This window comes from Marinobacter sp. P4B1, assembly GCF_001447135.1.
GTDB classification, from domain to species: Bacteria; Pseudomonadota; Gammaproteobacteria; order Pseudomonadales; family Oleiphilaceae; genus Marinobacter; species Marinobacter vinifirmus.
The window spans coordinates 457,605-483,388 of sequence record NZ_LLXM01000015.1 but is presented as its reverse complement, the minus strand read 5'-3'; the positions used below and the strand labels follow the sequence as shown (position 1 = coordinate 483,388).

The window sequence follows — 25,784 nt, the reverse complement described above, 5'->3', positions numbered from 1 at the left end:
ATTATCCTTTTAGCGCAAGGATGCGCTTGGCACCAATGAGTACAATGCCTCCCACAATACCGCCAATAACCAGATCCGGGTAGTTGGAGCCGGTCCAGGCAACAAGAAGGGCTGCAAGGATAACTCCCAGATTGATAACCACATCATTGGCCGAAAATATCCAGCTGGCTTTCATGTGAGCACCGCCGTCACGGTGTTTGGCGATCAGGAGCAGGCAACTGATGTTGGCAATAAGGGCCACAGATGCGACGGCCATCATCATTGACGACTGGGGATCACTGCCAAACAGAAAGCGCCTGCCAACTTCAACCAGTACCCCAGCGGCAAGGATAAGCTGGAGTATGCCAGCCACATGCGCCGCTCTGACCTGCATTTTGATGCCGTGCCCAACGGCGTAAAGCGCGAGACCGTAGACGGCGGCATCGGCAAGCATGTCTAGCGAGTCTGCAATCAGGCCAGCGGACTGGGCGATCAGGCCCATCGTCATCTCGACCAGAAACATCAGTGCGTTGATTGCCAGCAGTATCCATAAAGTGCCGGACTCTTCGCTTTCGTTGGCCTTAGAAGATTCAGCCGCTCTGACGGATTCAGCGCTGGCGTCTTCTGTCCTCTGCAAGGAAGCGCCCAGACCCAGGGTTTCCAGTTTGCTGGTAATAGGTCCGACTTCGCCTTGATGGATAATTTCCAGCTTTCGATTCGATAGGTCGAATGAGAGTGACTGAATGTTGTCAAAACCCGTGAGCGCCATTCGAATCATTCGCTCTTCTGAGGGGCAATCCATTTTCGGCACGCTGTAGGTGCTGAGCTGGCTGTCTGTTTCGGCGGTGACGGGGCTCTGAAGCTCATTGTTAACGACAGAATCTTCGCTGCCACACTGTCCATCGCAGGGTTTGCTCATTTTCGCGGCTCCGGTTCTCACACAAGTTCCGTTATTTAAAACCCTGTAGTCACTACAGGGTCAACGTTAAGTTGTTAGTTTTTGACGACACTGGTGAACCCACCGCGATTCGACGACTTGCGGTATGACCCTGTAGTAACTAAAGAGTTGAACTGGAGTACATTAAAAGGAGTTTGAGCAACGATGAGGCAGGGCAACAAGAGCGTACTAATCCTTGGTAGCTACGGAGCTGCAGGGGCGGCTATTGCAACACTCTTGGGCAACGGATCGACAGCGACATTGTCTTGGCAGGCCGGTCGCTGGAAAAAGGGCGTGAACGGGCGGAACAATTAGATCGCCCGGGGAATACCGGGCAGAGCTGGCATCAAATTAACAAGGTGGTGTCCGGTTTAGCGGGGGCCACCACAGGGAGCGAACAGAAGAATTTAGTGAATGACCTGGCGTCAGACGGAAAGCGCTTCCGTGCCCACGACGCGATGTACGAAGACAGCCGCTTATATTCAAGTTCAATTCAGTGTCAAAGGATATAATAAAAGGTTTTGGTTTTAGGTTGTAGAAATACAAAGAAAAAATTTAAAAATGTAACAACTCTGCAATAAGTGCAAAGCACCATCTACTCAGCATTTGAAAGACTTCAAGTGTCATTTTGAATCTATCTAATCTGAAGAGGTGTCCATGAAAAAGTGTCTATCAATGTTGGTGTTTGGTGGGGTTGCAGTAACTTCAATGAATGCACTAGCGGGGGAAGGTCCTATCCTGTACGGCAAAGCCAATGTTTCGTATGAAAACCAGGACGACGGTAATAGCGATACCTGGAAGCTCCAGAGTAATGCGTCCCGTCTGGGGGTAAAAGGGGCGCTCAATACCGACCTCGAAGGCTTGGAGGCGATCTACAAGGCAGAATTTGAAATATCGATTGATGATGGAGATAAGGATGGCCAGACTTTCTCGCAGCGTAATATTTACGGTGGCTTCAAGCAGGCGAACCTCGGTGCACTGATTGCGGGAAAATTTGACACACCTTTAAAGTCAGCGCAGGGCAAGGTTGACCAGTTCAACGACTTACAGGCGGATATAAAAAATATCATGGCTGGTGAAAATCGGACCAGCAACATTGTTCAATACAGTTCTCCACGTCTGTTTGATGCTGTGGGCGTTAGTGTTGCCGTCATCCCGGGTGAAGAGCAGTCAGCTGGGGCAGAGAACGACGGACCTGCGGATGCAGTTTCCAGCTCTTTTACGTTTGAGAATGATCGTTTTTACGGAAGTATTGCCTACGATTCTGATATCGAAGATTCACTGGAAGCCGATTCAAGTGGCGATAGTCGTCTTAATATCCTGCGAACCGTAGGGAAGGTCCGATTAAGCAACTTCGAGATCGGCGCAGTTTACCAGTTGGCAGAAGAAAGCGATGGCCCTGGAGAAGATACGTCTTATCTGGTTGGTGGTGCCGTTAATCTTGAGCGTTGGAAGATCAAGGCACAGTACGGACTGACCGAAGCCGAGACAACAAACGAGGAGCTAACCCTGCTGGCCTTGGGGCTCGATTATAAACTGGCGAGCAAGAGTAAGGTCTATGCGTATGTGTCTCAGGTGGAGGCGGACTTGGCCGACTCTGAGGACTCCACATTTGGTGTGGGCTTCGAGCATAAGTTTTCCATGTAGAGTCGAGCGTGATCGCTGAATACAGGGGGACCGACGTATCTGAAATCTTTTCCGGATTTCAAGCTCATTTAAGGTTCGTGTGAGAGTCTACTTGTGAGTTAACTAAGGTTATTTAATGGCGGGAATGCTTCATTCTCGCCTTTTTTTTGACCTTTAGTTCGTTGTTCTAGCTGGTTTTAAGATTTGCGCCACGATCCGTACGAATCGGATATCACAAACAATTAAGAAAGAAACTGGAGGGGAATACGTTGAAGCGCAACATTCTGGCCACTGCGATTGCAGGGATGACAACACTGTCGGGAAGTTGGGCCGCGACGGCAGCGGAGGTTGAATTCCACGGTGATATGGATAACCGCTTTCAGGCCTACACCAATCAAAGAGACTGGTTTGCTGGTGGTAACTCAGGTGGCGGTACGCTGAAAGATGACGAGCCGACCGAGAGCTTCGGCGAGGTCAAATATCGCTTCTGGGCGAAGGCAACTTCCGACGACAAGAAAGTTACCGGTGTATTCGCGACGGAGATTGGTGGCATCCGCTACGGTGAGGGGTCGGGTGGCGACTATTCCGGTGATGGTGTGAACATCGAAACACGGTGGGCTTATGTGGATTTCTTGGTGCCCAACACGCTAGACCAGCGCGTCTCGCTGGGCTTGCAGCCAGTGTCAGTGAACCGACATGTCTGGACTGAAACCGCCACAGCCGCTGTTTGGAAAGGCTCACTGGGCTCTGGATTTGACTATCAGTTGTTATGGGGGCGAGGTGACTCTTCCAATGAGAGCGGCGTCGACTCAGAACAGGACGAAGGCTGGGATGGCGCGGACAACTTCGCGATCAACCTGAACAAGCGTTACTCACCGAACCTGAGCGCGGGCCTATTCTATCTCTATCAGATGAATGATCAAATTGCTGAGGGAGTAGGTACGGTAAATAGCAGGGAGTATGAACTGAAGAGTATCGCTGATAACTCCAAATATTCCGTTTCCAGCTTTGGGGTGGAGATGGATTATGGTCAAGAGACGTCGCTAGGCCGCATGTTCGTGAAGGGTACGGTGATTGGCCAAAGCGGAACAATAGAAGGTGTAAATTTCGTCCCATTGAATGGTGCTACGAATCCCAATACGAACTATGACCTTTCGACCGTTCTGGGACGCGGCGAGCTCGGGCTGCAATTTGGACCAAACCAACTGACGTACACCGTGCTCTACGCATCGGGCGATGGCAATGAGCAAGACGGGGACTTCGACGCCTTCATCGCCACGGATGTCGACTTCAGCGACAGTATGATTTTTCAGGAAAACATGACGAGCGATGACTACTTCGCCGAAACGCCCTATATCCTCGACAAAGGGTATTTCATGAACAAGCTACAGCTCGATCATAAAGTAGCGGCCAATATTACGGTCAGCGGAATGATTGTCTACAACCGCTTGGCTGAGGACATTGCACTTGCCGATGGATCGTCCTCAAAAGATCTCGGACTGGAATTTGGCTCCAAGGTCTCGTACTTCCCATACCCTTCGCTTGAGCTGTCGGCAGAAGCTGCATACCTGGCATCAGGCGATGCCATGGATGCGCTGGAGGAAACTGCCTTACAGGACGGCAAAAGCGATCAGGACATTGTTCATGTTGCCGGTCGGGTAAGGTACAAGTTCTAACAAGAACGGGGTGGTGGGAGCGCCACCCCGCTTTTGTTATACGAAATGAATCCGCATTAAGTGACTTTTTCCTATGATGACTCGTTCTGCAGTATTTGTGTTCCTGATGCTACTACTAGCTGGTGCGGTACAGGCGGTTGAGCGTGAGCATCCAGCAAAGGCAAAGGTCATTCAGGTAGATCGTGATCAAAAAGTGCTTTCCCTCACAGTCGACGATGCCACTGTTGAGGTAGGTGATTTGTTTGTTGTGTTGCGGGAGCCTGATCATGCAGGCATCCCGGAGAAAAACCTTGCAGTCATCGGTATCGAGAGTATCGGAAAGGATCAAGCAGTAGGGAAAGTGCTGTTTGGAACGATGCCCTCCGTTGGCGCTGTATCGAAACGCTTCTACGGTATTCCGGCGGTGTTTACTGACAGAGTCGGCGATCCCACGCCGGTAACGCCGGCGTTGAAAGCCCGATTTCCTGATCTTTTGTGGCGGGACGAGCCAGAGGCGTCAAACGATGTGCCATTGGTGCGCTTTCAAGTTACCGGGAGAGGTCAAGCCGTTGCGACCTACAATAACACCTGGTTGGTCGGCATCGTACAGACCGATGCTGAAGCACATCGGGTAGGTTCAGTTGAGGGGGAGGCTTCATCGTCTCCATATGCGAAGCTGCCAATCAATGCAAAGTCGTTGTCCGCGTTTCGTTCTGGCAGCGATTACTATTTTGCGGCGGAGCATGGAAACAAACTCAGCTTTTTCCTTGTTGATTCCAGCGGGGCTGTTCAGAGCCTGGCGTCCATTGAGGTGCCCCGTCGGGAGAAAGTCATCCGAATGGACTGGTACGTTTCAGAGAACTCATATTACCTCATTTTGAATCAGTGGAATGGCCGTAGTGTTTCAAGTTCTTTGATCCAGTTGGCCGAGGGGAAGGCTGAAACCATCGGTTTCATTCCCTTAATCTTGGGATTGCAGGATTTGGACGCTGACGGTCGCCGGGAAACTATTCTCGGGCAGTCTTTCTACTCAGAGCAGGGGTTTGGTTCAGAGATCTATAAAATATCAATCTCACCGAACGGGCCTGATCTTGAGAAGGCCGTTCATGAAGAATTAAGCCAGTACACGCCAGTGTTCCGGGTAATCGGTGCCGTTGTTCAGAACGAACCGAGACCTTTGAATATGGTGACCGTCTCCCAAGGGAAGGTTTCATTTTTCCCTGCTGGCACCGAGGGCCCACATCTGGACTATGAGATTGGAAGCCGGGTGGCAGGCACGAGTATGACTTACGACGTGTCGCCTGAGTTGGTGTTTAGTCCGAGGCAAACACTATTTTTGCCGAACCTGCTCGTACGCTCCGGTGGGGACGCAGTTAATATCGGGATTCCACAGGAATCCAGTGCAGCCGAAGATATGATAGGTGTTTATGATACTCGAGTTGATTGGTTGACGCTGAGATCCGGGAAATCTCCCAAAACGCAGTCAACAAGTCTTCTAACGTCGGTTCCGGTGTCCCCCGTATCAGGCAATACAGAGTTATTCTTTATGTCGCCGGATGAAAACTCAGTTCAAAGTGACAGTTTTGACGTTGAGACGTTGGTGTATCGGGCTGCTATGCCTACTGGTCGCTGACTAAAGCTGGATAAGTTGCCCTTGTAGTCGTCAAATGCTTCTGGGAAGCTCGATTAGAACCCGAAGACCACCTTTGGGTGATAAAGAAAAATGCATGGCACCACCGTAGTCATTGATGATTTCCTCAACGATTGATAGGCCAAGGCCATAGCCAGGGGTTTTTTCGTCCAGTCTTTTCTGGCGCTTGGTAAGATCGGCGAGTTGGTGTGACGCTACTCCGGGGCCGTCATCTTCAACAAGAATGGTCAAAGTGTCATCGTGAAGTTTCAAGTGTAGATGAACTTCCTGAGAGCACCATTTGCTTGCGTTATCAAGCACATTACCCAAGATCTCATTAAAATCACGCTCATCAATTGGCCAGACAAGCTCTCTGGGTAATGTTTCTTGAAGATGGATCTGTTTGTAAGGATAGATTCGACTGACTACGTCCACCAGTGCCAGAGTTCTCTCAATGATCGGTGTCGCCTTTCCAATGTACTGACCGGACATTTCGGTTTTTCTCATTTGAGTGTCGATCAGCTCGTGCATTTCAGACAGTTGAGACTTAATTTGACTCGCGATTGTGGTGGGAATGGCTTCGTCATTGATCATGGAGTTTATGACGGCAAGGGGGGTTTTTAAGCTATGAGAAATATCTGCGGCTAGGTGGCGTGAACGGGTAAGTTTTTTGTCGTACGACTCTAATAGACGATTAAGATGTTTGACAAGTTCATTGAATTCTTCAGGTACGTTCTCATCCAGTCTATTACGCTGACCCTTTTTAAGCGACGTTAATTGGGCACTCATCATTTTTAAGGGTTTTAGTGCGATAGTTACCCCAATAAATATGATCAATGATATCGTAACGAGAATTGTAAAAGATATTATCCATATAAGAACGTGGATTTTGTCAAGCGTGTTTGGTGAGTAGGAGCTTTTTTCAATTATAGTAACGCTTAGTTTATCTTTTCTATTATTAAATATTTTGTAGTAGCCAAGGATTGAGCGATCATCATCCGATATGTGAAAAATTCCAGGCTTTCTGAATGATTCTACCACCTGTAAATTCGGTTTAATGTTCTCGCTTGTAAAACTCCGACCTTGACTGTCTTCGATGTGAATAGAATATTGAGACAATGAAATATTTCTGATAGAGGATTTTGTAATTTCTCCTTTATGATTTGTTAGCATCTTTACAAGTCGGTTGCCTGCAGCCTCTAACTGCTGCCTGTGAAGCTCGTCATGGATATAGTCGATTAAAAGAGTGTGTGAGTAGAATATTAGCCCGGTACACGCGAAGCCCGTTAGAGCCAAGAAAGTAAGCAGTTTCCGTTTTATTGAAGGGCGTTGTTTTTTTCTAGGCATATTGGCTGCCAATCAGGTGGTTAGAAGTTGTATCGACTAAAACTAGGCCGAAAAAAGCCGCACTACAAAAGTAGTGCGGCAAGACGGAATGGTGGAGACCATTCACAATGCAACTGGATTTTAAATATCATCTATTGGCGAAATTTTCTTCTTAATTCATCAGCCGTCTTCAATCGACAGGAACGTAGTGCGAAACTCGTTCTAATGACTAAACTGATCTTCTGAAAACTGGTCCAGTTCAGATAGATTGATATCTCCCGATTTGATCATCTCGTGATAGATATCGTCGTTATTCGATAACATCAATTTCCGGCGTGCCTCCATGCCCACTTCAGATAAGGCCGCCTGTGTCATTACCCTATGCTGTCTCTTCATATCCTGAATGCCGCTTTTAGAGAGCATGTTTTGTGCCAGCTTATCATCGTTGGCCTCAGAGGCATGGAGACTTCCTGCCGCCATGGTTAATGCTAGAGATGTGAGCAAGAGATGTTTTCTCATGGAGTCACCTTTAAGTTGAATGGCCTGCATTCCAATGGAAACAGATGAACTTTAACTCAGCTTGAAAAAACAAAATTAGATGATGAAAAAAGGGCATAGTTAGAAGAACGGTTGCGATGGAGTGTTAATACAAAGGTATTAAGGGTTCTTTTTTTCAACTTCGTTTCAAGTTCATCTGCTATCAATGGTGATGTGTTGTTCTGGCTGAAAGTGCCGGCATAACCAGCAACTTACCGGTGGTGGCATGTAACCGAAGCGCCTTACCGTTTGGTTTATGAGGTGTCGATCGCCGGTAGGGGATCTTATAACGAAAGCTCACGGAGACTGATTTATAATGCAAACTAAAAAACTTAGGTTAGCGATAAGAGCAACACTTGCGATTTCAACCATGGGCCTGGTGGTCCCATCTGCTTTGGCGCAATCAACTGCGGAACTTCAAAAGCAGATCAATGACTTGCGCAGTCAGGTGGATCAGATGGCGGGGACCAATGATTCCAAGGGGTGGTTGCTGCCCGGCACAAACACTTCGGTTACGATTGGTGGTTACGTAAAATTGGATATGATTTACGACACAGACCAGGATGTCGGTGACTTGCATGATCCGAGTGTTCTCGATACATCCGTAGAGGATGGTGATAGCTCTTTGAGAGCGCATGCCCGTCAATCACGAGTGCGTCTCGGAACCAGTACCCCGACCGATATTGGAGAAGCCAAGACAGTTGTTGAGGCAGACTTCTACGGCGGTGGTGGCAACGAACTGTTCTCCAATTCACGGGGGCTTCGTATTCGTCACGCCTATGGCGAGCTCAACGGCTGGCTCGCGGGTCAGACGTGGAGTAACTTTATGCACTTTACGGCTTACCCGACTACACTGGACTTTAATGGGCCTGTGGGTGTGAGCTTTATTCGTCAGGCACAGATTCGTTACACGATGGGCCTGGGTGACGGACAGTTCTCGGTGTCAGCTGAAAATCCTGAAACCAGTGGGTTTGAAGGTTCACGTGATACCGTTCCTGACCTTACAGCCCGTTACAAGTGGACTGGGTCTGGTGGTGGATTTGAGGTTGCTGGCTTGGCCCGTTCTCTTAAGACCGACGACGCCAGTGCGACAGGTGACGACGCTGCGTTTGGATATGGCGTCATGGCGGCTGGTCGACTCAACGTCACTTCAGAAACCTCGCTCATGGCCGGAGTTGTTTTAGGCGATGGTGTAGGTCGTTATCTTTACAGCTCGTATAGTAACAACGACAGCACTGCGAGTCGGACTGGCATCGGTGAGGCATATATAACTTCCGATGGTGATCTCGAAACTATCGAGGCTTATGGCTTCAACGTTGCGGCGAGCCACAAGTGGACGCCAAAATTCACCACGAGTGTGGCCTATGGGTTTCTAGAGGGTGATCAGGACGAGACTCTCTTTCCAAACTCTTTCCAAACCCTAGAGAGCGCGTACTTCAGCAACTTCTACCAAGTGACTGATCCGGTGACTGTAGGGGTTGAGCTGTCTTACGCCAACAAAGAACTGGCAAACGGTGAGTCAGCTGATAACACCCGTCTTCAGTTGGCTGCGCAATTTAGCTTTTAATTCGTTATTACATTGCTCCACATAGTTGGACCCTACGACGGGCCTTAGTAGGCCCGTCGTACATTATTGTTTACCTCCACGTCGATGCCGTCAGGGGCTCTTTCTCCTCTCCTCCTTTTTCGACATTATCCCTGCCATTGTTTCGTCGGTTTGACCTGCCCCGGTATTTAATCCAACAGTCCCCTAGTAAGTAATGTCCGTTCAGTCGCAATTTAGCTCTGATGGAGCGGCATTCAGACTGATTTAAAGGTTTGTCTGTAGTGTCGTCCTGGCAGTTACGGCGAAAACGCTGATTCATGTATCTCAGTCAAATAGCCAGGATGATATTGAATGAACAAACGACTGTTGTTGTGGGTGCTGATAGTACCCGGAGTCTTGAACGTCATGCCTTCGGCGGCGGCCACCGCCGGGGAGAGCGTTTCACTCAAGGAGTACCAGCAAGCCAAGGCCAGCCAGGCTGTCTCCTTGAATGAGGCAATGGTAATGGCATTTGAGAATAGCCCGGTGTTGGCTTTGAGGCGGGCTGCTGTGTCCATGCAGGAAGCTGGTCTCGATCACGCCAGCCGTTGGGCGCCCAGTAATCCAGAGCTTGAGTTGAGTGGACGTGACAATCCAGATCAGGCGGATCAGTCCCTGAACTACGAGGTTCGGGTTACTCAGGAAGTCTGGATGGGCAATAGAGGCGATCTCAGTCAGTCACGTGCTCTAAGCAATCTCACCGCTCAACAGCAGGAACTTGAATACCTGAAAATAGCCACAAAAGCGCGAGTGCGGGCCGCCTACTTCAAGATACTGCTTGCACAGAAAGAGCTGGAAACGGCAACCCGCACCGTTGAGCTGATGCAGAGAACCAAAGAGCTGGTTGAGGTGTCCGTTGAGCGGGGCAAACAGACCCGGATTGAGCTCAATACCGCCGCCATTGGCTTGGCAAGAGCAAAAAGCCAAAAGGCCGAAGCGCGCAAAAGCTTAGGCAGTCAAAAATTGACCTGACGGAAGTTCTTGGGGTGTCCCCCTCCGATGCGGTAGGGGTCGCGGGGGAGCTCAATGTAGCTCGTGCCAACCTGCCACCAACTAATCGGCTTGTAGCGATGGCTCAGCGCCAGAGAGGGGATCTGAAGGCGGCAGCAGCCAGAATTGCTGCGAATGAGTCCGGCCTGGAACTGGCCAAGAGTCTAACGATTCCGAACCTGAAAGTGTTCGGATTCTACGAGCGGGAGGAAAGCTCCAACCTTTTTGGTGCGGGTGTGTCGATGCCTCTGACCGTGTTTCATGATTATTCCGGTGAAAAAAGGAAGGCCTCGGCTCAGTTGAAAATCTCCGAGCTTGAGGCCGAGGCGCTGCGTTTGGCGACTGAACGCCAGGTCGTATCTGCTGTAGCTCAGTACGAATCCGCCGTAAGCAGATTGCGCCAGATGAACGAGTCGATTCTCGAGCGTTCGGAGGAAACGCTGCAACTGATGCAGAAAGCTCTTCAAGCGGGAAAAGTCGATGCTTCCGATGTCCTGTCCGCTCAGGACAATCTTTTGTCGGTGAGGCAGGAATACGTCCAAGTGCAACACGACTATATCGACGCCGTCCGGGCGTTGGAAGTGAGCACCGGTGGTGCCCTTTCAATGTCATCCGGTTCCTGATGACAAGAAAATTAATGGTTGAACGTTCTCTTATATCGAAGGTGTTTAGATGATTCGAAATCTGCAGATATTGTTTGTCGCGATCAGTTTTCTGGTCTATCAGCCACTGGCGTACGGCGCCGAAGAAGCCGAAGGAGGGCAGCACCAAAAGGGTGAGGCTGGGCACTCGGCTGAAGGCAGTGAGGCCCGCGAAGTTCATCTGACTCCAGAGCAGAGGGAGTTGCTCTCCGTGCAGACTGTAACGGTGCCCCGAGGTCGTGCTGATAATATCGTTACTGCGCCAGCTGAAGTTCATTATGTTCCGGATCGCGTCGCTGAGGTAGGGCCGCTATTGCAGGGAAAGCTTACGAGACTGGCTGTTGATCTGGGGGACCAGGTTGAAAAAGGCCAGTTGTTGGCCACGTTAAACAGCGTTGAGTTGGCTCGCATTCGTTCCCGCCTGAACTCGTTGAAAGCTCGGAAAGAAGCCGCGACTGCGGAGTATCAGCGAGAAAAGCAATTGCGGAGTGAAAGCTTCACCAGCGAAGAAGAGTTCCTGGACGCCAAGGCCGCTTATCTTGAGATTACAGCGGAGTACGATTCAATTCGTGAGCAACTGGAGGTTTTTGGCAGTGATTCGTCAGGCGCAGATAGCAGTCTTGCACAGTACGCGCTCCGTTCTCCTATCCAGGGGCGCATTGAGCGCATGGATGCCCGGTTGGGCCAAACCTTAAGCTCTTCAGATACGCCTTTTACCGTAGCTGATACCTCTGTGGTGTGGGTGATGTTGCAAGTTGCCGAAACTGACATTGGCAGGGTATCCGTCGGAGATGAAGTTCAGGTCTTCTCAAAGTCGGTTGCAGACCGCTTTCACACCGGGGAAGTGTCCTGGATCTCAAATGAGCTTGATGAGGAAACCCGCACCATTACGGTTCGCGTTGTACTCGAATCCCCCAACGGCGACCTTCGTCCAAATACCTATGCCAAAGCGAGAGTCATGACTCAATCGGCGGCATCACTGCCCCTAGTTCCACACGATGCCGTGCAAACCATCGATGACGAGTCCGTTGTATTTGTTCCGGGTAATGAAGGGGGAGCCTACAAGGCGGTTCCAGTCACTCTTGGTAAGGAGGCTAACGACTGGATAGAGATTAAGTCCGGCATCAGCGCAAACACGGAAGTGGTTTCAGTGGGCGCTTTTGATCTGATGTCGGCCATTACCGCCAGTGGCCGCAGCGCCGCTCACGGACACTAATACTCGGGGGGAGCATGATCAACGCAATTGTGAATTATGCGCTGAACAATCGTTTGATGACGCTTGTCTTTGCTATCGCCGTGATCGTTGCCGGCGTATTTTCATTTCAAAAACTGCCGGTGGATGCGTTTCCGGACGCGACACCGACCATGGTTCAGGTATTCACTACCAGTCCTGGATTGTCGCCGGTTGATATCGAAACGCTGATTTCCTATCCCGTTGAGATCAGCATGTATGGTATTCCCAAGTTAGAAAAAGTGCAGAGCACGTCGATTTTCGGACTTTCGCGGGTGACCATCTATTTCGAAGATGGCACCGATATCTACTTCGCCAGGCGGCTGGTAAACGAACGGCTATCCGAGGCCAAGCGCCAGATTCCCGAAGGGATGGGGGAACCCGAACTCGGGCCCATCGCAAGCGGTCTTGGGCGCATCCTGATGTATTCCCTGGAAGCTGAGGATAAAGATCAATACAGCCTGCAGGAAATTCGCACGATTCAGGACTGGATTGTCAAACCCCAGCTCAGGACCGTGCCGGGCGTAACCGGTGTGCTTTCTATCGGCGGCGAGGTAAAGCAGTACCAGGTCAATATTGATGCGCAGAAGCTTCAGGCAAGGAACCTGACGGTGTCTGATGTTCGAGGTGCCCTCACCCAGAATAATCGTAACGTTGGCGCCTCATTCATTACTCGAGGAGGTGAAGAGTACATTGTCCGTGGTTACGGCTGGGTCAACTCCGGTACCGCAGGCATCAAAGATATCCGGAACATCATTGTGTCCAAGAGTGAGGGAGAATCTCCTATTTACGTCAAGGATGTGGCGGAGGTTGGCCTTGGACCGGCAATTCGCCGTGGCGCAGAGGTGTCCTCAGGTGAGGAGTCCGTGGGCGGCTACGTGATGAAATTGATTGGTACCAACACCAGTCAGGTTCTAGAGGATGTCAACGCAAAAATCGATGATCTGAACAAGTCACTTCCTGAAGGGCTGAAAATAGAAGCGTATTACTCTCAGGCAGACTTGGTGGGCAAGGCTATAGGCACTGTCGAGAAAGCGCTGCTTGAAGGCTCGGTTCTGGTGCTGGTTTTTCTCTATCTGTTCCTGGGAAATATTCGTTCCACACTGATCGTGGTGGCGACGTTGCCGTTGTCTGTACTCTTTGCGTTCATTGCTATGCGCATGTCGGGCCTGTCGGCCAACCTGATGAGTCTGGGGGGGCTGGCTATTGGCATCGGCATGATGGTGGACGGCGCCGTCGTGATGATAGAGAACATCTTCCGACATCTGGAAGAACGATCAGAGGAAAATGTCAGCGTTCTGAGGCTTGTGGGTGAATCCGCCCGGGAAGTGGCCCGTCCGATCGTGTTCGCCATAGGCATCATCATTATCGTTTTCCTTCCACTGTTTACGCTACAGGGCGTCGAGGGCAAGCTGTTTTCGCCCATGGCCTACACCATCAGCTTTGCTCTGATCGGTGCGCTTTTGCTCGCGTTAACGTTGGTGCCGGTTCTGGCCTCCCTGTCATTCAAGATGGGCGGGCGTCACAAAGAGCCGAAGCTGGTTCTGTTCCTGAATCGGTTATACAAGCCGGTGGTGAATACTGTCGTCAAAGCCCCTAAGATTGTGATGGGCGTTGCCGTCATTGCTTTTGCCGGCAGTCTTCTGCTGTTTCCCTATCTCGGGAGCGAATTCGTGCCCACGCTCAGGGAAGGCACGTTCCAGATTCGCTCGACATTGCCGCCTGGAGCAAGCCTGGAATCTGCCATCAAATACGGCAAACGGATCCAGTCCGTTGTAGATGAATTTCCAGAGGTGACCGGCACCTATGCCAGGATCGGTCGTGCCGAGGTGGGTGGTGATCCTGAACCTGTGAACGTTGTCGCGACGCTTGTCAATCTGAAGCCTCTGGATCAGTGGCGAGAGGAAGTGAGCTATGAGGATCTCCAGAGCAGGATTGCAGAGGCTTTGGATGAGCGGGTTCCCGGGCTTGCCAACAATCTGTCCCAACCGATTCAGCTCAGAACCGACGAGCTCTTGTCAGGCGTTCAGGCGCAGCTGGTCGCCAGCATCTTCGGTGACGACCTGGACGAGCTGGGCCGAATCGGCAGGGAAGTAGCGGCCCTGGCGAAAGAGGTGCCGGGTGCAACAGATGTGCGCGCGCAGCAGAGTGCGGGTAAAAAACAGATCGTTATTCGCCCCGACCGTGAAGTGCTGGCGCAGTTCGGCATCAGCGTCGATAACCTGATGAGTACGGTTGAAACCGGTATAGGTGGTAAAGGCGCCGGGCTGGTGTTCGACGGTGTCCGTCGATTTGAGATTTTCGCCCGGCTGCAAGAGTCCTATCGCGGGTCCATCGATGAAATCAGAAAGCTTCCCCTCAGGGGCAACAGTGGCGAGCTTATCCCGCTTGCACGGGTGGCCGATGTTGAAATGTACGCAGGCCCCAAGAAAATTTCACGCTCCAATGCCAGTCGCCGTCAGTACGTGCAGATGAACGTGCGTGGTCGCGATATGGGCGGTGTTGTTCAGGATTTGCGCAAGCGGATCGAGGAGCAAGTGGATATGCCGCCGGGGTATTTCGTGGAGTTCGGCGGTCAGTTTGAAAACCAGGAAAGGGCCATGGCAAGGCTAGCGATCGTTGTGCCCATTACCCTGGCGCTTATTTTCCTGCTTCTCTTTTCTGCATTCAGTAGTCTTCGCTATGCGGCGCTGATCTTCATGAATGTGCCCTTTGCGGTTACTGGTGGCATTGTCGCGTTGTTTGTGACGGGGCTTTACCTCTCCGTGCCCGCTGCTGTGGGGTTCATTGCGGTGTTTGGCGTAGCCGTACTGAACGGTGTGGTAATGGTGAGCTACATCAATCAGTTGCGGGACGAAGGCTACGAAGTCACTGAAGCAGTCAAGCTGGGCGCTCAACGTCGTTTGCGGCCGGTTCTGATGACAGCCTCTGTGGCTATTCTGGGGCTGATTCCCCTGCTGCTGGCCGATGGCATTGGCTCTAATGTCCAACGGCCACTGGCAACGGTTGTGGTTGGCGGTCTGATCACGTCAACGCTGCTGACGTTGGTAGTGTTGCCCAGCGTGTATCAATGGTTTGCATCCGAACGTCGTGACGTTGAAGTCTGATAGTCAGGAGGCGGTTTATGTATGAAATAAAAGCGTATGTCAGAGAAGTGATGGCAGAGCATGTGGTTGATGCTCTGGCCAAAGTTAAGGGGGTGGCAAGCATTGCTGTCGTGTCTCTCAACGAATTTGGTCATCTGGTTGGCGATGAATCGCCTCTGGAGAAAGTGCAGATGGTCAAGCTGGAAGTAGATGTAGCGACCGATGCTGTTGCCGATGAAGTTGTGGACATCATTGTGCGAACGAGCAGGACCCGGGATGGACACCCGGGGGACGGCAAGGTACTGGTATCCCGACTGGTTCAGGCCGTTCGTATTGAAGACGGGGCGACCGACGAAAGCGCACTCCAACCCACTTCAATCTAGCCCCTTCCTGAAATGAGATGGTGGCATCGCGGCGATTGGTCGCGAGCTGCCGTTCTTAGCCTCATTGAGAAGCGCTACAAAGAGTTTTTAGCGACTCATATCTGAACTGTTTTTCCGAATTCAAACTCATTTCAAAGTTTGCACTTATTATCTCGATCTTTTCCTGCCTCGTCATAGGCGCCTTACACCTATGATTTTTGGCTATTAATCGCTTCGGGAGAAAGTCGATGAAGGCAAGCAAGCACTCGCCTCGGGCGTTGCTGTGTTCAGTACTATTGTCCATTCCTCTGTTCGGTCAAGCTGAGACTGTTAATTGGGCGAGTTGGCTCACTGGCCAGATAAGCAAGCACCCGGAGGTACTGGCAGCGACAGAGCAGGCGGCAGCGCGGAAAGAGGACGCTGAGGCAAGTGAACAACCGCTGTATAACCCGGAGCTGTCTGTGGGAGCAGACAGAACGGGCAGTGAAAACAACTTTGAGGCAGGGCTGTCACAAACGATCGATTGGTCTGATCAGCAGGGTGCATTAAAGGAGAAGGCAAAGCTGATCAGGCTGTCTGCGCAAGCTGGCTTGAGCGAAGCAGTTCTGACACAAACGTCTGAATCATTGTTTGCGCTTGTCGAGTGGCGCGCTACTACGCTGTTTGAGGAAATTGCTGAATCCCAACAGCAGCGCCTGGATGCCTTGCTGGACCAGGTTGAACAGCGCCAGCAGGCAGGTGATCTGGGGCGTGCCGACGCAGAGCTTCTGTTTTTAAATCTATCCCGTCAGTTGAGCGAAGTCGCCCAGGCAAAGGCCGCAGTTGATCGGGCAGAAACTCAGGTTAGAGAACGTCTGCCGGACTGGAGGCCTCAGGATGGGGGAATCCCCGAGTATATCTGGTCAGCGCTGGAGTCCCAGATTGGTGAGGCTGATCTGTTGGCACACCCGTCAATTGCAGCCGCTCGAGCCAAGTGGCAGGTGTTGAAAAGTGAGGCAGAGGTTGCGAGACGCAAAGCCACAGCATCGCCGACAGTAGGGCTGAGCGGAGGGCGTGACGGCGGCGAGAACGTGGTTGGCCTGACATTCTCGATCCCTCTGAACGTCCGTAATAACTACAGCGCTGAAATCCGGGCCGCGAATCGACGGGCTCTGGAGGCCGAAGCGCGGTTTCAGGCGCTCTACCGGAAACAACAATATGACCTGGCAGGCGCTCGCGCTTCCTGGAAGCGATACGACAAGCAACTTCGTCGATGGAAAGAACTATCCCAGGGGCGTGTACAGCGAAGTGCCGATTTGCTTGAGAAGCAGTGGCAGGTCGGCGACCTCTCCACCTCTGAGTATCTCCAGGCGTTAGGCCAGCGCGCGGAGAGCCTGAAAACCGGTATTGAACTGGAAAAGCTGGCGCAGCTGGGCCTGATTGAACTCTTGAGCCAGTCTGGCGAACTGATCACCCCCTTCCAATAATATTCTGGAAACTGGATAGTCATCATGAAAAAAACTCTGATTTCAGTATTTGTATTGACGCTGTTTATAGCTCCCCCTTCATTGGTGCAGGCCGAGGAAGATGCGCATAACGAGGCGGGCCATGATCATGCCGCCGGTGGCGACGATCATCGAGAAGGTACCGGTGAAGAGGATGAGCATGAGGGCGGGCATGCTGAAGAACGTGAGCATGAAGAGGAAGAAGGTCATGGCCACGAAGAGGAGAGCGATGGTGGTCATGAAGAATCAACTACCGCAAGCATCAATGCCAAACAGAAAGAGCTCGCCGGCATTGAGGTAGCAACCCTCGAGAGCAAGCGCGTTGACTATGAAATCTACGCTCCCGGTGAGCTGCTGACCAACGGCTATACCAGCTATCACGTGTCCCCCCGGGTTGCCTCGGTGGTGTTGAGACGTCACGTGGAATTGGGTGAGCACGTAACCAAAGGTCAGCAACTGGTAACCCTGTTCAGTGAGACGGTGGCACAGGCGCAGGCTGATTACAGGAAGGCTTTTCCTGAATGGGAGCGAATCAGCGGGCTGGGTCGTTCCGTGGTTGGTGATCAGCGGTTCAATACGGCGAAAGCGAATATTGAAGCGGCGAGGGCGACTCTGCTTGCTTATGGGCTAAACGATGATGACATTGGTGCGTTGAAGGCCAGCGGCGTAGGTAGTCTCGGTGAATACACGCTCAGAGCTCGCGTGGATGGCGCAGTGCTGACCGATGAGTTTGAGCAAGGACAAAGAGTTGAGGCAGGCCAACCGCTGGTGACTCTGGCTAATGAAAGCGAACTTTGGGTAGAGGCTCACCTGCCAGCAAACTCCGACATTGTCCTTAAGCAAGGGGCCGAAGCGGAAGTAAGAGTTGCAGGCCGAGTAGCTGTGGCAACGGTATCCCAGGAAGCTCATACCATTGACGCTGTGACCCGCACGCGAATTGTTCGGTTGGAGCTGGACAATCCGGAAGATCGTTTTCATCCCGGAATGTTTGCAGATGTGTATTTCCTTTTTAAAACCACGGAGCCGGTGCTTGCGGTGCCGGAGAGTGCGTTGATGCGAGGCGCCGATGGCGACTGGACGGTCTATGTGGAAGAGGCTGAAGGGGAGTACGAGCCTGTGGAAGTGGAACTGGGTCGCGCAATTGGCGGACTCCGTGAAATTTCGGGCCTGACTGCAGGCCAACGGATCGTTTCGCGGGGCGCATTTTTTGTGGCCTCTGAAATTGCCAAAGGCGGCTTTGACCCACACAACCACTGATTCCGGGAGCCATTATGTTCAACCGAGTTGTCGACTGGGCGGTTCAGAACCGCCTGTTGGTTCTTATTGCGCTTGCAGTGCTTATCGCCACGGCCGCGTTTCAGATCCCAAAACTGAATCTTGATGCTTTCCCTGACGTTACAAACGTCCAGGTCGCTGTTAATACAGAGGCGCCCGGACTTGCGGCCGAGGAAGTCGAGCAACTGATCACCTATCCCATTGAAGCGGTGATGTATGCGTTGCCGGATGTTGAGGAGGTTCGGTCCATCTCCAAAACCGGGTTGTCTGGTGTCACCGTGGTCTTTAAAGAGGGCACGGATATCTATTTCGCGCGCCAACTGGTGTTCGAGCGGTTGCAGGCCGCGCGGGAGCTGATTCCGGACGGGGTCGGGGTGCCTGAAATGGGCCCGAATACGTCCGGTCTCGGCCAGGTCTACCAGTACTTGCTGATAGCGGACCCGGATTCGGGGTACGACGCAATGGAATTACGCAGCTTGCACGACTGGCTGGTCAAGCTGTTGCTGATACCTGCTGAAGGGGTAACAGAGATTCTGTCGTTTGGCGGAGAGGTCCGCCAGTACCAGGTCAATCTGAACCCGGCGCGAATGCTGTCCTATGACTTATCACAGAACGACGTCATGGACGCCCTGGAGAACACCAACTCCAATGTTGGGGGCTGGTATATGGGCCGTGGACAGGAGCAGTTGGTTATTCGCGGTATGGGCTGGCTGGGTAATGGCGAGCAGGGGCTGGAGCAGATCCGTCAAGTGCCCGTTAAAACCAGTGATGGCATTACAGTGACGGTGAGCGATGTCGCCCAGGTAGCGCTGGGCACTGAAATTCGCCAGGGTGCGGTGACCATGACCCGGAAGGATGAAGACGGTCAGGTTGAACAACTGGGTGAAGTGGTTTCTGGCATTGTACTCAAACGAATGGGGGCCAATACAAAAGCCACCATCGACGGCATCGAGGCCCGCATTGATCGCATAAATCAGGCGCTTCCGAGTGGGGTTCGTTTTGAGCCCTATTACAACCAGGCGGATCTGGTGACCAAGGCCGTAGAGACGGTGACCAATGCACTTCTGTTGGCTTTTGTGTTTATTGCGATCGTGCTTGCCCTGTTTCTGATGAATCTTCGGGCAACAACGCTCGTGCTGCTTTCTATACCGATTTCTATCGGTATTGCGCTGATGATCATGGCCTGGTTCGGTCTCTCGGCCAACTTGATGTCTCTGGGCGGCATTGCTGTGGCAATTGGCATGCTGGTGGACGGCTCTGTTGTTATGGTCGAGAACATGTTCAAACATCTGACGCATCCGGATGCTGAGCATGACGCCCGTCGGGATGAATTGGTGAAAAACGACCCTGACCCATTGGACGCGTCACACGATGACCATGGCATTGCGCTTCGACTGCAGGAGGCAGGCCGGGAAGTGGCGCGACCAATTTTTTTCGCGACGGCGATTATCCTGGTCGTTTTCATGCCTTTATTCAGCTTTGAAGGTGTGGAAGCCAAGCTTTTTCAGCCAATGGCGATCAGCATAATGTTGGCCATCGTGTCCGCTGTGATCGTTGCTCTGGTGGTTGTGCCGGCCTTGGCATCGTTTATGTTTCGCAAGGGTATTCGGGAGCGGGAAAGCTTCGTTTTAAAACCTCTTGAGAAGTTCTACCGCAAGGGCCTTGACTGGTCGCTGAAACACACCAGATCTGTTGTCGGTGCTGCTGCTGTTCTTGTTGTGCTGGCGGCTCTGGTCGTGCCTCGACTCGGCACTGAGTTTGTCCCTGAGCTGGAAGAGGGAACGATCAACCTCCGGGTTACGCTGGCCCCTTCATCAAGCCTTGATACGGCGCTTGAAGTTGCGCCAAAATTGGAAGCCATGTTGATGGAGTTTCCAGAAGTGACTTACGCTCTCTCCCGGGCTGGCCGAGCAGAAATAGGTGGCGACCCGGAGCCCGTTAACAATATAGAGATCTATATTGGCTTAAAACCAACTTCGGAGTGGACCAGCGCCAGTAATCGCTATGAATTGCAGGCCCTGTTTGAGGAGAAGCTCGAACAGCACCCGGGGCTACTGTTTAACTTTTCTCAGCCTATCGCGACTCGGGTTGATGAATTGTTGTCAGGTGTTCGTGCGCAGTTGGCCATCAAGCTCTTTGGCCCGGATCTCGACGTACTGGCGGAGAAAGGCCAGCAGATTGAAGCGGCGGTCCGAACAGTTCAGGGAACACGAGACGTGGCCATGGAGCAGATTGCTGGTGAAGCGCAGTTGGTGGTTCAGCCTGACCGTCAGGCACTCTCCCGGTACGGACTTGCCGTGTCTGATGTGATGAGTGTCGTCCGGGATGGACTGGGTGGTGCCGCCGCGGGCCAGATCATCAACGGAAATGAGCGGTACGATATCTATGTGCGTCTGGCCAAACGTTTCCGGGAAGACCGGGATGCCATTGCCGATTTCAGGTTACAGGCGCCGTCCGGAGCCTGGGTGAGACTCGGTGATGTGGCCGATGTATCTATTGAGTCCGGCCCGCCTCAGGTGCGCCGCGATGACGTTCAGCGCCGTGTGGTCATTCAGTCTAATGTGCAGGGTCGTGACATGGGCAGTGTGGTTGCCGATATTCAGGATACCATCGCGACAGAAGTGAACCTTCCCCCCGGCTATTCGGTGGATATTGGTGGTCAGTTTGAAAACCAGCAACGAGCTCAGAAGCGATTGACCATTGTGGTACCTGTATCTCTGGGCCTGATCGCGCTGTTGCTGTACTTTGCTTTCAGTTCGGTTGGTCAAGCGCTGTTGATTCTGGTCAACGTGCCGCTTGCCGTTATTGGTGGCGTCTTTTCACTCTGGATCTCCGGCCAGTATCTTTCGGTGCCCAGTTCCGTTGGATTTATCACACTGTTTGGTGTGGCGGTGCTTAACGGGGTCGTAATGGTCGAAAGCATCAATCAGCGAATACAGGATGGGTTGAACGTGGATACTGCGGTGTTTGAAGGTGCCGTCTCCCGTTTGCGTCCTGTCTTGATGACAGCAATAACCTCGGCACTCGGTTTGATACCGATGCTATTGTCGACGGGCGTGGGTGCGGAAATCCAGAAGCCATTGGCCAGCGTGATTGTAGGTGGCCTCGTGACTGCGACTTTCCTAACGCTTTTTGTTTTGCCGGCTCTATTCACGCGCTTCTCAAGGTCTAAACTCGATGATATGCAACGGTAGAAGAGAGGTGGAAATACACAGTTTTGATCGCGAGCAGGGGAGGGTAATCCCTCCGTCATAGCGGGGCGGAGGAATTATGGTTGTGCTCTACTCTGGGAAAGGAAGCACAACTGTAATTCTGGCGCCCCCTGTTTCTGAGGGGCCAATGTTCATCCGTCCGAAATTGTCTTCTAGTATTTCGGACACGATGGACAGTCCCAATCCAAATCCAGAAACGGTTTCGTCAAGCCGGGAACCTCTATCCATCACTTTTGAGGCCGCTTCTGGAGTAATCCCAGGGCCGTCGTCTGCAACTTCTATCGTTAGCCCGGAATCGGTCTGGCTTATTGAAACGTCAATCTCAGCCTGACTCCATTTCCCGCCGTTTTCGAGCAGGTTACCGAATAACTCTGATAGGTCCTGACGCTCCATGGGCCAACTGAAGTTATTCGGCAAGGATGTATTAATACGGAAACTCTTATCGGGAAAGATTTTTTCCATGACAGAAATGACGTTGTTCGCTATTTCAATCGGAAAACATGTTTGCCCCATCTGCCTGCCGGAGATATCTGCCTTGCTCATGCGGTAGTTCAAGGACCGGCTTAGATCCTTTAGGTTGGAGGTCATGAACTCTATGTCGTCGCGGGACGGAGGTAATGAACCAGTGTCTGACAAGATTGCGAGATTGGCAGAGATCGAGGTCTTGACCATGTGAGAAAGATCGGAATTGAGGCGGCGGTGGCGGTCAAGGCGACGACTTGCTAGTTCAAGTAGGTTATTGAACTGTTTGATCAGCGGACTGAACTCCTCTGGTGCGTCAGGATTCAAACGAGGTTGTTTGCCAGATTGCAGTCTCCTCATGTCTTCCTTGATGTGTTCGATCGGTTTCAAAGCGAGGTAAGTAGTGGTGCCTACCAGAGCCAAGAGAACAACAAGTAATAATGCGGAGGCAGCCAGCAAGGTCAGGTGAGCCCCACTGGATCGCTCGGCGAGTCCACTTTCCATTTCCAGGATGGTGACTGACGAAAGCGGGCTGTCAATTCCGAAACCTCGTTTCAATCCAAGAAGGCCATCTGCACCTTGGGATATTTCTACAAAGCCCGCCGGCTTTCTTGAAACCATTCGCAACGTTGTTTGATCTATGTTGCTACTGGCAATGATGCTTCCGTCTTTCACTTCGACGACGAGGGCGTGCTCCAGTAGCAATTGGAATCGATCAATCATGCTGCCAATCTCGTCGGGCGTCGGAACTTCGTTTTCAATGATGGTTTGAAAACTCTCCACCTCCTTGTCAAGGCGATGTTTTCTGGACTCGTTCGAAAGCTGCTCTATTACATAAGTGTGCGAGAAAAAAATTAGTAAAAAATACAAGAGGCTGAAAGCGATGCCATATTGGAGGAGAGTTTTTCGGATGCTTTTCTGCGCTGTCATGAAGGTGCTTTTGTCGATTGAGCGGAAGGCTTCAGTTGAAGGCACATAGAGGTGCTCTGATCGGAAAGCATAGTTGGAATCGAAGCGTGCCGCAACGGGTGCGAGCCGGAGCGAGGGACGCTCTGGTCTTCAGATCGGTCTGGCTTGGTCTTATCGTTCTTAGGCATTTGAATAACTTGATTTAGTGTCATCAAATCAAAGCCGACCTAAATGGCTTTTGAGCTTGTGGTAGCCGCTGAAAAAAAACGTTTCATCAGCATATATTTTCAAGTGTGTTTAAAGTTTCGATGTTCTACTAAACACCCAAGGCCATTGAATGTTGCTGGTCTAATTGAAAAAAATGTCGGAGCCGTTTTATGAAGAAAGTATCCATGATTATAGTAGCTTCTTTCGTGGCAAGTGGTGCTTCTATAGCCCACGCAGGAGGGCAAGCGGACAGATACAACGAGGCAAGAAGCTATCCTAATAAGAGCATAGATGAACGTTCCTCCCAGTATCGTGTGGAAGAGAGCGAGACCATCAAAAAACTGAAGGAAGAACATAGATTGATTAAAGAGTTGATTGGGGATCTCTTGGAAAAGCAATAACATTTATCGTTGTTTACTTGGAGCCAGACGGGCAATTACGTGGCTCCAAGATTAATTTAATGGTAGATTTTGTTAATTTTCCCAAAATTGCGAAAGTCGCGCTTTAGTATTGATGAATCTCGTAAGGAAGACAGAGCGCAAAATGTTGGAAAGCTGCATTCTTAACTAAGATATTTTGCAGTATTCATGGCTAATTCAGACCTCCCTCGATTTTTCATAAAACCATATATAATCTAGAATTACCAAGTTAAAAATAGTTCTATTTTAGTCATCGTTTTTTCAATTCTTGTTCCTATTTGGTGCGCATTATTGATGAGCGCACTATCGACGAGCAATGCAACACTTGAAGCAGAGTGCTTATTGCATTGAATTGTTAAATATTTAATCATTTTTATGAACTGCGGCCCTGATTTGACAATAATTGCTCATAGAATAAGTTTTTTAAAAGGTGGCACAAAACGTGTATGCATTATAGGTGCGTTATTCAATGCGCAAATAACTAAGCTGCCCAAATAGAAGGTAAAAACGATGAAAAGACGTATCTCGACTAAAGATTGTTTGCTAAATGTTGGTTTGCTCGTAACTCTCCAAGCGGTCCCGTTAATTGCCAGCGCAGGTGTTAGTGCTAATTTGGGCATAACAAGCAACTACTTATTTCGCGGTGTGACACAAACAGATGGCTCAACGGCGACGCAAGGCGGGCTTGACTACGAACATGCGTCGGGGCTTTATGTTGGCGGCTGGGGCTCCAATGTGGATTTCGGCGATGGGACGAGCTACGAGCTTGATCTTTATGCTGGCTTCTCCGGTGTAATTGAGGATATCGGTTACGATGTTGGCTACATTTATTACTCTTACCCTGATGCTCCTGAATCTATTGATTTTGGCGAAATATACGGAGAGTTGAGTTACAGCATTGTATCTATAGGTGTTGCTTACACAGCAAACAGCGACGTAAGCGGCGAAGGGCTGTTCGTTCCAGGCGATATCTATTATTACGCATCAGTTGATGTGCCACTGGAAGACGATTTCAGCACAGGTGTTTTGATTGGCTATTATGATTTCACTGATGATGGCAAGGCGTCTATTGGCGAGGCGAGCTACGGACATGCAGCTGTTAACGTCACCAAAGATGCGGGAAGCTTTGGAGCTTTTAGTGTTAATCTGGAGTACGCTGATATCGATTCAAGTAACGCACTTGGTTCGGTCAGTTCGGACGACCCGAAGTTTTGGCTGGGCTGGACTAAGTCTTTTTAATCTATTTGGTATTTTTCACCGAAATGGTTAATCGTTGAGAAAGCTGGCCCGGTTTGTGGGCCAGCGCATTTATCTGGCGAGCCCTGGTCCTTGAGGAAAATGGTTAAATCACAGTAAAATCATTTAAGCTTCAACCCTTTTTTGAAGAGAATCTCTTGCAAAGTAATATCCTTGTCCTCTCAATGTTTTTATTCGTTTTTTTCCGAGTATCTTTCTGAGCCTGGCTATGTAGACTTGAACGACATTTCTGGTTGGGCACCTTTCGATATTATAGAGTGCTTCAACAAGTTCGTCCTGTGAGAAAACTCTGTCAGGAGAGCGAAGAAAGCATTGTAAAAGGCGGTACTCCGTTGCGGTTAGTCTGAACTCTTTATGATCGGGAGTTGTTAGGGTTCTATAGGTTGCATTAAGTAGAAAACCATCCACGATGATCTTATCAGTTGCTCGCCCGTCTTTTCTTCGTATTATGGCGCTAAGTCGAGCTTTTAGTTCATCGAATTCGAAGGGTTTTGGAAGATAATCGTCTGCCCCGGCATTCAAGCCCTCAACTCTCTCTGTCCAGTTGGAGCGGGCAGTTAAAATAAGAATAGCTTCATCTCTGCCACTGCTTCTCCATTTTTGCATCAAAGAAAGCCCGTTCTCGTCGGGCAGTCCTATATCCAGAATGATCGCCTGATAACTGCTTGTCTCTACGAAGAAATTTGCCTCTTTTCCGTTTTGGGCAACATCTACAGTAAAGTTTTCCTTCGCAAGCCAAACGGAGATTTTTTCTGCGAGTACCGCGTTGTCTTCGACAATTAGAACCTTCATCTATAAGCGCCGTCTCTGGATGTTGGAAAATTGTGGCTGTCGCCCTTCTCGAGAGCAAATCAAAATTAGCTAAGAGACCGGACTTCAAGCGACCCGCTATAACAACAGACGAAGCTGAATCTAGCTTGAAAAAGGCATTACGGTGAGGAAAGTTTTCTATACAAACACTATCCACATGTGAT

The 25,784-nt window shown here is 50.8% G+C and carries 19 protein-coding genes; 14 read left to right on the top strand and 5 right to left on the bottom strand.

Features of this window, described 5'->3' with window-relative positions; translation table 11 throughout:
* Position 1: 1 nt before the first annotated feature.
* Positions 2-898: a cation efflux transmembrane domain-containing protein gene (locus AQ621_RS13860; protein WP_023011861.1), complete on the bottom strand. Its 897-nt coding sequence runs from the start codon at positions 896-898 to the stop codon at positions 2-4.
* A gap of 675 nt (positions 899-1,573) precedes the next feature.
* Here AQ621_RS13860 and AQ621_RS13855 point away from each other — a divergent pair.
* The 3 genes from AQ621_RS13855 (at position 1,574) to AQ621_RS13845 (ending at position 5,830) form a co-directional block, all read left to right on the top strand.
* Positions 1,574-2,563: a porin gene (locus AQ621_RS13855; RefSeq protein ID WP_226595805.1), complete on the top strand. Its 990-nt coding sequence runs from the start codon at positions 1,574-1,576 to the stop codon at positions 2,561-2,563.
* A gap of 248 nt (positions 2,564-2,811) precedes the next feature.
* Positions 2,812-4,218, top strand: a complete 1,407-nt coding sequence (locus AQ621_RS13850; protein WP_058341921.1) for a hypothetical protein — start codon at positions 2,812-2,814, stop codon at positions 4,216-4,218.
* Between the two features lie 73 nt (positions 4,219-4,291).
* The gene (locus tag AQ621_RS13845; RefSeq protein WP_058341920.1) at positions 4,292-5,830 is read left to right on the top strand and encodes a hypothetical protein; all 1,539 of its coding nucleotides are present in this window, start codon (positions 4,292-4,294) and stop codon (positions 5,828-5,830) included.
* Positions 5,831-5,860: 30 nt separating this feature from the next.
* Here the strand turns inward: AQ621_RS13845 and AQ621_RS13840 are convergent, their stop codons facing one another.
* Complete coding sequence (locus AQ621_RS13840; protein ID WP_058341919.1) at positions 5,861-7,174, bottom strand: ATP-binding protein; 1,314 nt, start codon at positions 7,172-7,174, stop codon at positions 5,861-5,863.
* Positions 7,175-7,375: 201 nt separating this feature from the next.
* Entirely contained in the window at positions 7,376-7,672 is a 297-nt protein-coding gene (locus AQ621_RS13835; RefSeq protein ID WP_058341918.1) for a hypothetical protein, read from the bottom strand.
* 334 nt (positions 7,673-8,006) lie between these two features.
* On the opposite strand from AQ621_RS13835, the gene AQ621_RS13830 reads away from it, so the two are divergent.
* The 9 genes from AQ621_RS13830 to AQ621_RS13795 all read left to right on the top strand — a co-directional run bounded on the left by AQ621_RS13830 (position 8,007) and on the right by AQ621_RS13795 (position 21,538).
* Positions 8,007-9,257: a DcaP family trimeric outer membrane transporter gene (locus tag AQ621_RS13830; RefSeq protein ID WP_058341917.1), complete on the top strand. Its 1,251-nt coding sequence runs from the start codon at positions 8,007-8,009 to the stop codon at positions 9,255-9,257.
* Positions 9,258-9,587: 330 nt separating this feature from the next.
* Positions 9,588-10,247 (top strand): TolC family protein, encoded by a 660-nt coding sequence (locus AQ621_RS17845; RefSeq protein WP_227508343.1) that lies wholly within the window; start codon positions 9,588-9,590, stop codon positions 10,245-10,247.
* A 98-nt stretch (positions 10,248-10,345) separates the two neighbouring features.
* Entirely contained in the window at positions 10,346-10,888 is a 543-nt protein-coding gene (locus AQ621_RS17840; RefSeq protein WP_227508342.1) for a TolC family protein, read from the top strand.
* Positions 10,889-10,937: 49 nt separating this feature from the next.
* Positions 10,938-12,122: an efflux RND transporter periplasmic adaptor subunit gene (locus AQ621_RS13820; protein WP_058341916.1), complete on the top strand. Its 1,185-nt coding sequence runs from the start codon at positions 10,938-10,940 to the stop codon at positions 12,120-12,122.
* A 14-nt stretch (positions 12,123-12,136) separates the two neighbouring features.
* Positions 12,137-15,244: an efflux RND transporter permease subunit gene (locus AQ621_RS13815; RefSeq protein ID WP_058341915.1), complete on the top strand. Its 3,108-nt coding sequence runs from the start codon at positions 12,137-12,139 to the stop codon at positions 15,242-15,244.
* A 17-nt stretch (positions 15,245-15,261) separates the two neighbouring features.
* Positions 15,262-15,606 (top strand): P-II family nitrogen regulator, encoded by a 345-nt coding sequence (locus tag AQ621_RS13810; protein WP_007151691.1) that lies wholly within the window; start codon positions 15,262-15,264, stop codon positions 15,604-15,606.
* A 227-nt stretch (positions 15,607-15,833) separates the two neighbouring features.
* A complete protein-coding gene (locus tag AQ621_RS13805; protein WP_058341914.1) occupies positions 15,834-17,051 on the top strand; it encodes a TolC family protein in 1,218 nt (405 codons plus the stop codon).
* A gap of 24 nt (positions 17,052-17,075) precedes the next feature.
* On the top strand, positions 17,076-18,326 hold the full coding sequence (locus tag AQ621_RS13800; protein ID WP_004581709.1) for an efflux RND transporter periplasmic adaptor subunit: 1,251 nt from the start codon (positions 17,076-17,078) through the stop codon (positions 18,324-18,326).
* A gap of 14 nt (positions 18,327-18,340) precedes the next feature.
* Positions 18,341-21,538 carry an efflux RND transporter permease subunit gene (locus AQ621_RS13795; protein ID WP_058341913.1) on the top strand — a complete coding sequence of 1,066 codons (3,198 nt, stop codon included), beginning with the start codon at positions 18,341-18,343 and terminating at the stop codon, positions 21,536-21,538.
* A gap of 87 nt (positions 21,539-21,625) precedes the next feature.
* On the opposite strand, the gene AQ621_RS13790 is transcribed toward AQ621_RS13795, so the two are convergent.
* A complete protein-coding gene (locus AQ621_RS13790) occupies positions 21,626-22,993 on the bottom strand; it encodes a sensor histidine kinase (protein ID WP_227508341.1) in 1,368 nt (455 codons plus the stop codon).
* A gap of 311 nt (positions 22,994-23,304) precedes the next feature.
* On the opposite strand from AQ621_RS13790, the gene AQ621_RS13785 reads away from it, so the two are divergent.
* The gene (locus AQ621_RS13785) at positions 23,305-23,535 is read left to right on the top strand and encodes a hypothetical protein (protein ID WP_004581712.1); all 231 of its coding nucleotides are present in this window, start codon (positions 23,305-23,307) and stop codon (positions 23,533-23,535) included.
* 528 nt (positions 23,536-24,063) lie between these two features.
* Complete coding sequence (locus AQ621_RS13780) at positions 24,064-24,792, top strand: TorF family putative porin (RefSeq protein ID WP_058341911.1); 729 nt, start codon at positions 24,064-24,066, stop codon at positions 24,790-24,792.
* Between the two features lie 123 nt (positions 24,793-24,915).
* Here the strand turns inward: AQ621_RS13780 and AQ621_RS13775 are convergent, their stop codons facing one another.
* Positions 24,916-25,602, bottom strand: coding sequence for a response regulator transcription factor (locus AQ621_RS13775; RefSeq protein WP_004581714.1), 687 nt, complete (start codon positions 25,600-25,602; stop codon positions 24,916-24,918).
* Positions 25,603-25,784 lie beyond the last annotated feature (182 nt).